The organism is Mycobacterium sp. NGS57 (assembly GCF_059812405.1).
In genome coordinates, this window is record NZ_JCALCP010000001.1 from 58,552 (window position 1) to 71,636 (window position 13,085).

Here is a 13,085-nt window from a genome sequence, read left to right on the forward strand (position 1 = left end):
CCTTTGCCGAAACAACCATTGCGCATGGTTCTGGTCAGGCAGACCGGAGGAGACCGCGAGTGACATATCCGATACTGGGCCAGCCCAATACCGGCGATACCGCCTGGATGCTGGCGAGTTCCGCGTTGGTGCTGTTGATGACGCCGGGCCTGGCGTTCTTCTACGGCGGCATGGTGCGCGCCCGGAGCGTGCTGAACATGCTCATGATGAGCATCAGCGCGATGGGCGTCGTCACCGTGCTGTGGGTCCTGTACGGCTACTCGATCGCCTTCGGCGACGACGCCGGCGGTGTCGTGGGAAAGCCGAGTTCGTTCTGGGGCCTGAAGGGACTGATCGGCGTCAACGCCGCGGCCGCCGATCCCACCAAGGGCACCGCGGCGATCGACATCCCGCTGGCCGGCACCCTGCCCGCCACCGTGTTCGTGGCCTTCCAGCTGATGTTCGCGATCATCACCGTCGCGCTGATCTCGGGCGCGGTGTCCGACCGGCTGCGCTTCGGCGCCTGGCTGGTGTTCGCCGGCCTGTGGGCGACGTTCGTGTATTTCCCGGTCGCGCACTGGGTCTTCGCGTTCGACGGGTTCGCGTCCGAGCACGGTGGCTGGATCGCCAACAAGCTGCACGCGATCGACTTCGCGGGCGGCACCGCGGTGCACATCAACGCCGGTGTGGCCGGCCTGATGCTGGCGATCGTGCTGGGCAAGCGTCGCGGCTGGCCCACGACGCTGTTCCGTCCGCACAACCTGCCGTTCGTGATGCTGGGGGCCGGGCTGCTGTGGTTCGGCTGGTACGGCTTCAACGCCGGCTCGGCGACCAGCTCCAACGGCGTGGCCGGGACGACGTTCATGACCACCACGGTCGCGACGGCCACCGCGATGCTCGGCTGGATGCTCACCGAACGCATCCGCGACGGCAAGGCCACCACGCTGGGGGCGGCGTCGGGCATCGTCGCCGGGCTGGTGGCCATCACCCCGTCGTGCTCGTCGGTCAACGTGCTGGGCGCCCTGGTGGTCGGCCTGGTGGCCGGCGTGGTGTGCGCGCTGGCGGTTGGGCTGAAGTTCCGGTTCGGCTTCGACGACTCGCTCGACGTGGTCGGCGTGCACCTGGTCGGCGGCCTGGCGGGCACGCTGCTGGTGGGCCTGCTGGCCGCACCGGAGAGCCCGGCCATCAACGGCGTCGTCGGGGTGTCCAAGGGGCTCTTCTACGGCGGCGGCTGGGCGCAGCTGGAGCGCCAGGCGATCGGCGCGTTCAGCGTCCTGATCTACTCGGGCGTCGTCACGCTTATCCTGGCGTTGATCCTGAAATACACCATCGGGCTGCGGCTGGATCCCGAGGCGGAAGCCTCCGGCATCGATGAGGCCGAGCACGCCGAAAGCGGTTACGATTTCGCAGTCGTCACGGGGTCGGTCCTGCCTCCCCGGGTCGCCGTGGAGGACACCCGTTACGGCCGTGAGGAGGAGCGAGTGGGCCACAGAGTGGAGGCGGAGCAGTCATGAAGCTGATCACCGCGATCGTCAAGCCGTTCACCCTCGACGACGTCAAGACCAGCCTCGAGGAGACGGGCGTTCTGGGGATGACCGTCAGCGAAGTCCAGGGCTACGGGCGGCAGAAGGGCCACACCGAGGTCTACCGGGGCGCCGAATATTCGGTCGACTTCGTGCCGAAGGTTCGCATCGAGGTCGTCGTCGACGACTCGATCGTCGACAAGGTCGTGGACAGCATCGTTCGCGCGGCCCGCACCGGCAAGATCGGCGACGGCAAGGTCTGGGTCACCCCCGTGGAAACCATCGTGCGGGTCCGCACCGGTGAACGCGGGACCGAAGCGCTATGACACCAGTCGCACCTTGCTGATCCGGCCCGGACGCCCCGGGAGGGTATGAACTTGGGAAACACCGGCGGCGCAGGCGATTTGGCCGCCTCGCGGCGCCGACTGATCTCGGATGGTTCCGGGCTGCACGCGGCCGAGTTGCGGCACGCGTGGCTGGACCTGCACGAGTCGTGGCTGGGCGCCAAGGCCGACGAGGTGGGGATCACCGACGCCAGCGGCTTCGCGATCGTGGGGATCGGTGGCCTGGGCCGCCACGAGCTGCTGCCGCATTCCGACCTGGATCTGATGTTGTTGCACGCCAACGCCTCCAGCGAGGTGCTGCAGCGCGTGGCCGACGCGCTGTGGTATCCGTTGTGGGACGCCAACGTTCGGCTGGATCACAGCGTGCGAACGGTCTCCGGGGCGCTCGGCGTCGCCAACACCGACATGATCGCGGCCCTGGGCATGCTGGACGCCCGCCACATCGCGGGCGACGCCACGTTGTCCGAAGAATTGATCGCGGGGGCAAGGCGCCAGTGGCGCAGCGCGATTCGCTCGCGGATGGGCGAGCTCGTCGACGTCACCGACGGCCGCTGGGAGCGTTGCGGCCGGATCGCGCAGCGCGCCGAGCCGGACCTGAAGTCGGGTCGCGGCGGCCTGCGCGACGTGCAGCTGCTCGACGCGCTCGGGGTCGCCCAGCTCATCGACCGCCACGGCATGGCCCGCCCCGAGGCGCCGGGCGGTTCCCTCGACGACGCCTACCTGACGCTGCTCGACGTGCGCACCGAGCTGCACCGGGTGTCCGGGCGCGGGCGCGATCAACTGCTGGCCCAGTACGCCGACGAGATCAGCGCCGCCCTGCACATCGGTGACCGATTCGACTTGGCGCGCAAGCTTTCCGACGCCAGCCGCACCATCGCCTACCACGCCGAAACGGGGCTGCGCACCGCCGAGAACGCGTTGCCGCGCCGCGGGGTGTCGGCGCTGGTGCGCCGGCCGAAGCGGCGACCGCTGGACGACGGCGTCGTCGAGTACGCCGGGGAGATCCTGCTGGCCCGCGACGCCGCACCCGACGCCGACGCCGGGCTGGTGCTGCGCGTGGCCGCGGCGTCGGCCGACAGCGGGCTGCCGATCGGCGCGGCCACGCTGACGCGCCTGGCCGCCGCCGCGCCCGAGATGCCGATCCCTTGGCCCAGAGAGGCTTTGGACGATTTCCTGGTCGTGCTGTCCGCCGGGCCCACCGCTGTGGCGACGGTCGAGGCGCTCGACCGCACCGGGCTGTGGGAGCGGTTGCTGCCGGAATGGGCGGCGATCCGCGACCTGCCGCCGCGCGACATCGCGCACAAGTGGACCGTGGACCGCCACGTCGTCGAGACCGCCGTCAACGCCGCGCCGCTGGCCACCCGCGTGGCGCGGCCCGACCTGCTGGCGCTGGGCGCGCTGCTGCACGACATCGGCAAGGGCCGCGCGGTCGACCACAGCGCGCTCGGGGCCGAGATGGCCCTCGAGATCGGCCCGCGGATCGGGGTCGCGCCCAAGGACGCCGAGTTCCTGTCGAAGCTGGTCCGCCACCACCTGCTGCTGCCGGTGGTGGCCACCCGCAGCGACCTCAACGACCCCAAGACCATCGAGGGTGTGTCGGAGGCGATGGGCGGGGACCCGCAGCTGCTGGAGGTGTTGCACGCGCTGACCGAGGCGGACTCCAAGGCGACCGGTCCCGGGGTGTGGAGCGAGTGGAAGGCGTCGCTGATCGAGGACCTGGTGCGCCGCTGCCGGCTGGTGATGGCCGGCGAGCCGCTGCCGCAGGCCGATCCCGCTGCGCCGCATTATCTTTCGCTGGCCGCCGACCGAGGCGTGCACGTCGAGATCACGCCGGGCGACAGCGCGCGCATGTACCAGGCCGTCATGGTCGCCCCCGACCAGCGCGGCCTGGTGTCCAAGGCCGCCGCGGTGCTGGCGCTGAACTCGCTGCGCGTGCATTCGGCGACGGTCAACAGTTACCGAGGCGTGGCGATCACCGAGTTCGTGGTGTCCCCGCACTTCGGCTCGCCGCCGGCGGCGGAGCTGCTGCGCCAGCAGTTCGTCGGCGCGCTCGCCGGCGACATCGACGTGTTGGCCATGGTGGAGAGGCGCGACAGCGAGGCCGCGGGTTCGCGGGCGGGGGAGGTGCAGGCCGGGGTGCCCGTGACGCGCTCGACGGCGCCGCCCCGCATTCTGTGGGTCGACACCGGCGCCGACGGCCAGCTCGTCCTGGAGGTGCGGGCCGCGGACCGCCCGGGCCTGCTGGCGCTGTTGACCCGGGCGCTGGAGCGCGCGCAGGTCGACATCGCGTGGGCGAAGGTCAACACGTTCGGGTCGACGGCCGCCGACGTTTTCTGCGTGCAGGCGCCCGGCGACGGGCGGGCGGCCGTGGAAAAGCAGCTGCTGGCCGTGCTCGGCGGCCCGGACTCCGAGGCCTCCGGGGACCCCGGCTAGCGCTCGGAGTTCAGCTGGCGCAGGGCTTCGATGCGGGCCTGGATCTGTTCGCGGGTCGCCGCGGCGATGGGCGGGCCCCCGCAGCGGCGGCGGAGCTCGTTGTGGATCCAGCCGTGGGGTTTGCCGGTGCGGTGGTGGGTCGCCGAGACGAGGGTGTTGAGCTCGCGGCGCAACTCGCGCAGCTGACCGTGCATCGACGGCGGGGCCGCGACGGACCCGGAGCCCGCGGCGGCGCGCTTGGCGAGCTGCTCGTCCTGGCGCCGGTGCAGCAGCGCGCGCATCTGCTCGGCGTCGAGCAGCCCGGGGATGCCGAGGTAGTCGGCCTCCTCGTCGCTGCCGGCGGGCGCGGCGGTGCCGAACGAGGACCCGTCGAAGATGACCTGGTCCAGCTCGGCGTCGGCGCCCAGCGACGTGAAACCCGGTTCGGCTTCGGTCTTTTCGGTGTGCGTCCGGACCGCGGGGTCGCCGTCGAGCGGATCCTCGCTCTCGCGGTGCGGCTGACCGAGCACGTGGTTGCGCTGGGCCTCCAGTTCGCTGGCCAGCTGCAGCAGGCTGGGCACCGACGGCACGAAAATGCTCGCGGTCTCCCCGGCCCGCCGCGAGCGCACGAACCGGCCGATGGCCTGGGCGAAGAACAGCGGCGTCGAGGCGCTGGTGGCGTAGATCCCGACCGACAGCCGGGGCACGTCGACGCCCTCGGAGACCATCCGCACCGCGACCAGCCACCGCCCGGTGCCCTCGGCGAATTCGGTGATGCGGGCCGACGATTTGGGATCGTCGGAGAGCACCACCGTCGGCGCCTCCGAGGTCAGTTTGCTCAGCAGGGCGGCGTACGCGCGGGCGGCGGTGCGGTCGGAGGCGATGATCATGCCGCCGGCGTCGGGCACGTGGGCGCGCTTCTGACGCAGCCTCTCGTCGGCGGCCGCGATCACGGCGGGCATCCACTCGCCGGCGGGGTCCAGCGCCGTGCGCCACGCCCGCGCGGTGTGCTCGGCGGTCAGCGGCTCGCCCAGCCGCGCTGCGTGCTCCTCGCCGGCGCTGTCGCGCCAGCGGGCCTGCCCCGAGTAGGCGAGGAACACCACCGGGCGGACCACGCCGTCGGCCAGGGCCTCGGCGTAGCCGTAGGTGTGGTCGGCCTGCGAGCGCAGCACACCGTCGGCGCCGGATTCGTACGTGACGAACGGGATGGGGCTGTCGTCGCTGCGAAAGGGTGTGCCGGTCAGGGCCAGTCGGCGGGTGGCGTCGCCGAAGGCCTCGCGGATGGCCTCGCCCCAGGTCTTGGCGTCGCCGCCGTGGTGGATCTCGTCGAAGATGACCAACGTCTTGCGCTGCTCGGTGCGCACCCGGTGCAGCGTCGGGTGCGCGGCGACCTGGGCGTAGGTCACCAGCACGCCGTGATACTCCGGCGAGGTCTGCGGGCTGGTGTTGGAGAACCTCGGATCCAGGGCGATGCCGTGCCGCTGCGCGGCCAGCGCCCACTGGACTTTGAGGTGCTCGGTGGGCACCACGACGGTGATCTGCTCGACGGCGCGCTGGCCGAGCAGTTCGGCCACCACCCGCAGCGCGAACGTCGTCTTCCCGGAGCCGGGCGTGGCGACCGCCAGGAAATCGCGCGGCTGGCCGGCGAGGTAGCGCACCAGCGCCCGGCGCTGCCAGCCGCGCAGCGCCAAGCCCGTGTCGCTGGCCGGTTGCATCGAAACAGCTCCCCCCGAAGTTGCGTCGTCGACGCGGCCGGCTCGGTTTGGTAACGGCTGTGAAATGTAGCATGCCAACGCTTTTCGGCGCGGCAGCGACGCGAGTCGAGTCAGATCGACCGCGTTTGCAGCCACCCGTCGATGCGTTTGGCGACGTCGGGCCAGCCCGGTTCGAGCATCATGTTGTGCCCCATGTCGAAGAACTCGGGCTCGGTCCGGTAGGCGCGCGCGGTCGCGCGCACCGAGCGCACGCTGACGAAGCCGTCGTGCACGGCGCCGAGCACCAGGATCGGGGTGGTCACCGCCCGGGTGTTGACGCGGCGGAACATCGGGTCGGTCATGGCCGCGCGGATGCTCTCGGGCCCGACGCGCGCGTAGCAGGTTTCGACGATGGCCTCGGGCGTGTCGGCACAGAACAGGTAGCCGCGGGCGAGCGCCGGGGTGCGCAGGAACTTGACCAGCGTGGGGTCGTTGAACGAGTGCACGGTCATCCACGGGCGGCGGCGCCAGACGCGCAGCGCGGCCGCGAGCACGCCGTGCGGCGGCAGGGAGCCCACCAGCACCGCGGCCGGGGCGGCCCGCTCCTCGAGGTAGCGCTGGATCACGTAGCCGCCCAGCGAGTGGCCGATGAGCACCGGCGCGCCGCCCAGGTCGTCGGCGACCGAGCGGACGTCGTCGAGGTAGTCGGCGACGGACACCTTGTGCAGGGGGATGGGCGTGGGGCTGGTGCCGTGCCCGCGCAGGCTCATCGCCACCGCGCGGTAGCCGGCGTCGGCGAAGAAGTCCAGGAAGTGTTCCCAGCACCATGCAGCGTGCCAGCCGCCGTGCACGAACAGCAGCGGCACCGGATGCGCGTCGGTGCAGGACCCCGTGTCGATCACCTCGAGCATGAGCTGACTTTTCTTCGCTCGGGTCGCGCCGTCAAGCCCCTCCTGCCCGCGAGTGTGCGGCCGGCCGCACGCTCGGCGCCGAATGTGCGTCCAGCCGCACGCTCGGCATTCACTCCACAACCACTAGGCTGGCGGGCGTGTTTGAATCGCTGTCCGACCGGTTGACGGGTGCCCTGCAGGGGCTGCGGGGCAAGGGCCGGCTCACCGACGCCGACATCGAGGCCACCACCCGCGAGATCCGGCTGGCGCTGCTGGAGGCCGACGTCTCGCTGCCGGTGGTGCGGGCGTTCGTGGGCCGCATCAAGGACCGGGCGCGTGGCGCCGAGGTCTCCGGCGCGCTCAACCCGGCCCAGCAGGTCGTCAAGATCGTCAACGAGGAACTGATCGGCATCCTGGGCGGACAGACCCGCCAGCTGGCGTTCGCCAAGACGCCGCCGACCGTGGTGATGCTCGCCGGGCTGCAGGGTTCCGGCAAGACCACGCTGGCCGGCAAGCTGGCCGCCTGGCTGCGCGGCCAGGGCCACACGCCGCTGCTGGTGGCCTGCGACCTGCAGCGCCCCGCCGCGGTGAACCAGCTGCAGGTCGTCGGGGAGCGCGCCGGGATTCCGGTGTTCGCGCCGCACCCCGGCGCGGGTGCCCCGGGCCCGGATATCGGGCCCCCCGACCCGGTCGCCGTCGCGGCCGCGGGTCTGGAAGAGGCCCGCGCCAAGCACTTCGACGTCGTCATCGTCGACACCGCCGGGCGCCTGGGCATCGACGACGAGCTCATGGCGCAGGCCGCGGCCATCCGCGACGCCGTCGACCCCGACGAGGTGCTGTTCGTCCTGGACGCGATGATCGGCCAGGACGCCGTCACCACCGCCGAGGCGTTCGGCCAGGGCGTCGGCTTCACCGGCGTGGTGCTGACCAAGCTCGACGGCGACGCCCGCGGCGGCGCCGCGCTTTCGGTGCGCGAGGTGACCGGCGTGCCAATCCTTTTCGCCTCCAGCGGCGAGAAGCTGGAGGACTTCGACGTCTTCCACCCCGACCGGATGGCCAGCCGCATCCTCGGGATGGGCGACGTGCTGACCCTGATCGAACAGGCCGAGCAGGTCTTCGACGCGCAGCGCGCCGAGGAAGCCGCCGCCAAGATCGGCAGCGGCGAGCTGACGCTGGAGGACTTCCTCGAGCAGATGCTGGCCATCCGCAAGATGGGCCCGATCGGCAACCTGCTGGGCATGCTGCCCGGCGCCGCCCAGATGAAGGACGTGCTGGCCCAGGTCGACGACAGCCAGCTCGACCGGCTGCAGGCCATCATCCGCGGCATGACGCCGCAGGAGCGCGCCGACCCGAAGATCATCAACGCCTCGCGGCGGCTGCGCATCGCCAACGGCTCCGGGGTGACGGTGTCGGAGGTCAACCAGCTCGTCGACCGCTTCTTCGAGGCCCGCAAGATGATGTCGTCGATGCTCGGCGGCATGGGCATCCCGGGGATGGGCCGCAAATCGGCGACCCGAAAATCCAAGGGCGGCAAGGGGTCCAAGGGCAAGAAGGGCAAGAAGGGCGCGCGCGGCCCCACGCCGCCGAAGGTCAGAAACCCGCTCGGCGCCGGAATGCCCGGCATGCCGGCCGGGTTCCCCGACCTGTCGCAGATGCCCGAGGGCCTCAACGAGCTGCCGCCCGGGCTGGCCGACTTCGACCTGTCCAAGCTCAAGTTCCCGGGCAAGAACTAGCCGCGCCGTGCGCATGCACGTGCGGGGTCTGGGGCTGCCCGACGGGACCGAGATCCAGCGGTGGATCGTCGACGGCCGCCTCAGCACCGAACCGGTCGCCGGCGCCGACACCGTCTTCGGGAAAGGCTGGATCCTGCCCGGGCTGGTCGACGCGCACTGCCACGTCGGCTTGGGCGACCACGGCGAGATCCCGCTCGAGGAGGCCATCGCCCAGGCCGAGATCGAACGCGACGTCGGCGCGCTGCTGCTGCGCGACTGCGGCTCGCCCACCGACACCCGCAGCCTCGACGACCACGAAGACCTGCCTCGCATCATCCGCGCCGGAAAACATCTGGCCAGACCCAAGCGGTATGCCGCGGGCTTCTCGCGGGAGCTCGACGACGAGTGGCAACTGCCCGGGGCGGTGGCCGAGGAGGCGCGCCGCGGCGACGGCTGGATCAAGCTCGTCGGCGACTGGATCGATCGCGGCGTCGGCGACCTCGCGCCGCTGTGGTCCGACGACGTGCTCAAGGCCGCGATCGACACCGCCCACGCGCACGGCGCCCGGGTCACCGCGCACGTGTTCAGCGAGGACGCGCTGCCCGGCCTGATCAACGCCGGCATCGACTGCATCGAGCACGGCACCGGCCTAAACGACGACATCATCGAGCTGATGGTCGAGCGCGGCACCGTGCTGGTCCCCACGCTGGTCAACATCGTCGAGAATTTCCCGGGCATCGCCGAGGCCGCTGCGAAATATCCGGCCTACGCCTCCCACATGCGCGACCTGCACGCGCGCGGCCCCGCGCGGATCGCCGCGGCCAGGGAGGCGGGCGTGCCGATCTACGCCGGCAGCGACGCCGGCACCATGGTCGCGCCCGGCCGCATCGCCGACGAGGTCGAGGCGCTCAAGGGCATCGGGATGAGCCCGACCGAGGCCCTGGGCGTGGCGTGCTGGGATGCGCGGACCTGGCTGGGCCGGCCCGGCCTCGATCACGGGGCGTCGGCGGACCTGCTGTGCTACGCCGAGGACCCGCGGTCGGGCCCGGACGTGCTGCGCCGGCCCGACCTGGTGATCCTGCGCGGCAAGGCCTTTCGCCCGCCTCGGTAGGATCGCGGAATGGCGTTGGCCAGCGGCGCGACCTTCGCCGGTTACCTGGTCGCGCGGAGGCTGGGTGCTGGAGCGACCGGTGCGGTCTACCTCGTCCAGGACCCCCGATCGGCGCGCTGGCAGGCGCTGAAGGTCCTGTCGCCGGCGCTGTCCGCGGATGAGGAGTTCCGCCGGCGATTCCGTGCCGAGACGCCCCTCGCGCGCAGTCTCTACCACCCCAACATCGTCGAGGTCCACGACCGCGGCGAGTTCGAGGGGCAGCTCTACGCCGTCACGGACTACGTCGAGGGGACCAACGCCGCGCGGCTGGCGGCCGACCGATTCCCGGCCGTCGCACCGGCGGGCGAGGCGCTCGCGCTGGTGACCGCCATCGCCGGCGCCCTCGACTACGCCCATGCGTACGGGCTGCTGCATCGCGACGTCAAACCGGCCAACGTCCTGGTGACGGGCCGCGGCGGAGGCCAACAACGCATCCTGCTGACCGATTTCGGCATAGCCCGCCAACCCGGCACTGCCGGCTACGCCGCGCCCGAACAGCTGGCGGGCGCGGCCATCGACGGGCGCGCCGACCAGTACGCGTTGGCGGCCACCGCGTTTTACCTGCTGACCGGCTCGCCGCCGGCGCCCGACGCCCGACTCAGCGACCAGCGTCCAGAACTCGCGCGCCTCGACGGCGCGTTTGCCCGGGCGCTCGGCGCAAGTCCCGCCGACCGGTTCGGCACCTGCCGCGAGTTCGCCGACGCGGCAAACGAACACGCGGGCATCGCACCAGTCGGGGATCGCCGTCCCGCGGCCGCCCCGGTGGTCGACTATCCCGCCTACGCCTGGCCCGAAAACCACGACGTTTCCGGACCGTTCGCGCCCGACGCGTGGCGGCCCGCGCCGGTCGCGTCGGGGAGGCGCCGAACCCGCAAGGTCGTGGTGGGCGCCGCCGCGGTGGTGCTCGCCGTCGGGCTGCTCGCGGCCGGCTTCGTCGTCGGCCGCAAGACCGACACCACCGCGGCACCGGCCGCGCTCCCCGCCACCAGCACGAGCGCCGCGCCGGCGCCCGGCCCCCCGCCCGCCGCGCCGGCCCCGCTCGACGGCTCCTACCGCCTCGAGGTTCGGCGCACCAAGCAGACGTTCAACGGCCGGCCCAATCCCCAACGGCCCGAGGTACTGACGTGGTGGGCCTTCCGCTCGACCTGCGGGCCCGGCCCGTGCACGGCCGTCGGGACGCTGCTCGACGACGCCGACCTCACGCGCGCCAAATCGCCCGACGGCCAACCCATCGTGCTGGACTTCCGCGACGGCCGTTGGCTGTCCCGCACGGAGACGGCGGCGTTCCCGTGCGTCGGGCCCAACGGAGCGGTGGCGACACAGGCCACGACACAAAGCCTGTCGCTGCAGCCGCTACGGGAGGGCGAGTTGGCGGGCGAGATCACGGTCACCGTGCGTAGCAGCGAGTGCCACCAGCTCGGGGCCGTCCTGCGCGCCCCCGTCGCGGCGGCCCGTACGGGCGAGGTGCCGCCGGGCGTGACTGTGCCGCCCCCGCCCTGATCCTGACGCCTTTTGACAAAGGTGCAGAAAAGAATGCGAGTGCTTGCTATCTATGTTACGGTTCGTGGCACCCGACGACCTGGAGGCAGACGGTGACCTACGACGTGATCATTCGCGACGGGCTGTGGTTCGACGGCACCGGCGCCGCGCCGCAGACCCGCACGCTCGGCATCCGCGACGGCGTGGTGGCCACCGTCTCGGCCGGGCCCCTGGACGAGACCGGTTGTCCCGAGGTGATCGACGCAGCCGGCAAGTGGGTGCTGCCCGGCCTCATCGACGTGCACACCCACTACGACGCCGAGGTGCTGCTGGACCCGGGGCTGCGCGAGTCGGTGCGCCACGGCGTGACGACCGTCCTGCTGGGCAACTGCTCGCTGTCGACGGTCTACGCCAGCTCCGCGGACGCCGCCGACCTGTTCAGCCGGGTCGAGGCGGTACCGCGCGAATACGTCTACGGCGCTTTGGATTCCACCAAATCGTGGTCGACGGCCGCGGGCTACGTCGAGGCGATCGACGCGCTGCCGCTGGGCCCGAATGTCGGCTCCCTGCTTGGTCACTCGGACCTGCGGGCGGCGGTGCTGGGCCTCGACCGCGCCACCGACGCCACCGTGCGGCCCACCGGCGCCGAGCTGGAGAGGATGGCGGCGCTGCTGGACGAGGCGCTCGACGCCGGGATGCTGGGGATGTCCGGAATGGACGCGGCCATCGACAAACTCGACGGCGACCGCTTCCGGTCGCGGGCGCTGCCGTCGACCTTCGCGACGTGGCGGGAACGGCGCCGGCTGATCAAGGTGCTGCGCAAGCACCGCCGTATCCTGCAGAGCGCACCCGACGTCGACGACCCGAAGTCCGGGCTGCTGTTCTTTTTGGCCAGCAGCGCAATGCTGGGCCGGCGCAACGGGGTTCGGATGAGCCTGCTGGTGTCCGCGGACGCCAAGTCGATGCCGTTCGCCGTGCACACGTTCGGGCTGGGCACCCGTCTGCTGAACAAGTTCCTGGGCTCGCAGGTGCGATTCCAGCACCTGCCGGTCCCGTTCGAGCTGTACTCCGACGGGATCGACCTGCCGGTCTTCGAGGAGTTCGGCGCGGGCACCGCGGCCCTGCACCTGCGCGACCAGCTGCAGCGCAACGAGCTGCTGGCCGACGAGTCCTACCGCCGCAAGTTCCGGCGCGAGTTCGACCGCATCAAGCTCGGCCCGACGCTGTGGCACCGCGACTTCCACGACGCCGTCATCGTCGAGTGCCCCGACAAGTCGTTGCTGGGCAAGAGCTTTGGTGCCCTCGCCGACGAGCGCGGGCTGCACCCGCTGGACGCGTTCCTCGACGTGCTCGTCGAAAACGGCGAGCGCAACGTGCGGTGGACGACCGTGGTGGCCAACCACCGGCCCAGGCAGCTCGACAAGCTCGCCGCCGAGCCCAGCGTCCACATGGGCTTCTCCGACGCCGGTGCGCACCTGCGCAACATGGCGTTCTACAACTTCGGATTGCGGATGCTCAAGCGCGCCCGCGACGCGCAGCGCGCGGGCGCGCCGTTTCTGTCCATGCAGCGGGCCGTGCACCGGTTGACCGGCGAACTGGCGGACTGGTTCGGCATCGACGCCGGGACGCTGCGCGAAGGCGACCGCGCGGACTTCGTCGTGATCGACCCGGCCGGGCTCAACGAGGCGGTGGACGGTTATCACGAGGAAGCGGTGCCGTTCTACGGCGGGCTGCGGCGCATGGTCAACCGCAACGACGACGCCGTCGTCGCCACCGGCGTGGGCGGCGCGGTGGTATTCGGCAACGGCGAATTCCGGGCCGGCTACGGGCAAACGGTGAAGTCGGGCCGCTACCTGCGGGCCGGCCAGCGGCATGCCGGCGCGCTGAAAGTCGGTGTCTGAC

9 protein-coding genes are annotated in these 13,085 nt (G+C 71.7%); 7 read left to right on the forward strand and 2 right to left on the reverse strand.

From position 1 onward, the window contains the following. Positions 1 to 107: 107 nt before the first annotated feature. The 3 genes from AC5Y43_RS00235 to AC5Y43_RS00245 are packed head-to-tail and all read left to right on the forward strand — an operon-like array spanning position 108 to position 4,279. Positions 108 to 1,493 carry an ammonium transporter gene (locus AC5Y43_RS00235; protein ID WP_499969334.1) on the forward strand — a complete coding sequence of 462 codons (1,386 nt, stop codon included), beginning with the start codon at positions 108 to 110 and terminating at the stop codon, positions 1,491 to 1,493. Then, positions 1,490 to 1,828 carry a P-II family nitrogen regulator gene (locus AC5Y43_RS00240; protein WP_499968105.1) on the forward strand — a complete coding sequence of 113 codons (339 nt, stop codon included), beginning with the start codon at positions 1,490 to 1,492 and terminating at the stop codon, positions 1,826 to 1,828. The genes AC5Y43_RS00235 and AC5Y43_RS00240 overlap by 4 nt, the downstream gene beginning before the upstream one ends. Before the next feature lie 45 nt (positions 1,829 to 1,873). Beyond that, positions 1,874 to 4,279, forward strand: a complete 2,406-nt coding sequence (locus AC5Y43_RS00245; protein WP_499968107.1) for a [protein-PII] uridylyltransferase — start codon at positions 1,874 to 1,876, stop codon at positions 4,277 to 4,279. Here AC5Y43_RS00245 and AC5Y43_RS00250 read toward each other — a convergent pair. Together AC5Y43_RS00250 and AC5Y43_RS00255 are read right to left on the reverse strand one after the other, a co-directional pair. Next, on the reverse strand, positions 4,276 to 5,973 hold the full coding sequence (locus tag AC5Y43_RS00250; protein ID WP_499968108.1) for a DEAD/DEAH box helicase: 1,698 nt from the start codon (positions 5,971 to 5,973) through the stop codon (positions 4,276 to 4,278). The two genes, AC5Y43_RS00245 and AC5Y43_RS00250, sit on opposite strands and share 4 nt — an antisense overlap. Before the next feature lie 110 nt (positions 5,974 to 6,083). Further along, positions 6,084 to 6,863 (reverse strand): alpha/beta hydrolase, encoded by a 780-nt coding sequence (locus AC5Y43_RS00255; protein ID WP_499968109.1) that lies wholly within the window; start codon positions 6,861 to 6,863, stop codon positions 6,084 to 6,086. A gap of 137 nt (positions 6,864 to 7,000) precedes the next feature. Here AC5Y43_RS00255 and ffh point away from each other — a divergent pair, with 137 nt between their 5' ends. From ffh to AC5Y43_RS00275, 4 genes are all read left to right on the forward strand, one after another. After that, positions 7,001 to 8,575 (forward strand): signal recognition particle protein, encoded by a 1,575-nt coding sequence (gene ffh, locus AC5Y43_RS00260; protein ID WP_499968111.1) that lies wholly within the window; start codon positions 7,001 to 7,003, stop codon positions 8,573 to 8,575. 13 nt (positions 8,576 to 8,588) lie between these two features. Further along, entirely contained in the window at positions 8,589 to 9,665 is a 1,077-nt protein-coding gene (locus AC5Y43_RS00265; RefSeq protein ID WP_499969336.1) for a metal-dependent hydrolase family protein, read from the forward strand. 9 nt (positions 9,666 to 9,674) lie between these two features. Next, positions 9,675 to 11,204, forward strand: coding sequence for a serine/threonine-protein kinase (locus tag AC5Y43_RS00270; RefSeq protein ID WP_499968113.1), 1,530 nt, complete (start codon positions 9,675 to 9,677; stop codon positions 11,202 to 11,204). A gap of 92 nt (positions 11,205 to 11,296) precedes the next feature. Further along, a complete protein-coding gene (locus AC5Y43_RS00275; protein ID WP_499968115.1) occupies positions 11,297 to 13,084 on the forward strand; it encodes an N-acyl-D-amino-acid deacylase family protein in 1,788 nt (595 codons plus the stop codon). Position 13,085 lies beyond the last annotated feature (1 nt).

What these genes read in the sequence shown, in the direction of transcription:
- AC5Y43_RS00235 (WP_499969334.1), top strand. Translation starts at nt 108, where the DNA reads ATGCTGGCGAGTTCCGCGTTGGTGCTGTTGATGACGCCGGGCCTGGCG.
- AC5Y43_RS00240 (WP_499968105.1), top strand. Translation starts at nt 1,490, where the DNA reads ATGAAGCTGATCACCGCGATCGTCAAGCCGTTCACCCTCGACGACGTC.
- AC5Y43_RS00245 (WP_499968107.1), top strand. Translation starts at nt 1,874, where the DNA reads ATGAACTTGGGAAACACCGGCGGCGCAGGCGATTTGGCCGCCTCGCGG.
- AC5Y43_RS00250 (WP_499968108.1), bottom strand. Translation starts at nt 5,973, where the DNA reads ATGCAACCGGCCAGCGACACGGGCTTGGCGCTGCGCGGCTGGCAGCGC.
- AC5Y43_RS00255 (WP_499968109.1), bottom strand. Translation starts at nt 6,863, where the DNA reads ATGCTCGAGGTGATCGACACGGGGTCCTGCACCGACGCGCATCCGGTG.
- AC5Y43_RS00265 (WP_499969336.1), top strand. Translation starts at nt 8,589, where the DNA reads ATGCACGTGCGGGGTCTGGGGCTGCCCGACGGGACCGAGATCCAGCGG.
- AC5Y43_RS00270 (WP_499968113.1), top strand. Translation starts at nt 9,675, where the DNA reads ATGGCGTTGGCCAGCGGCGCGACCTTCGCCGGTTACCTGGTCGCGCGG.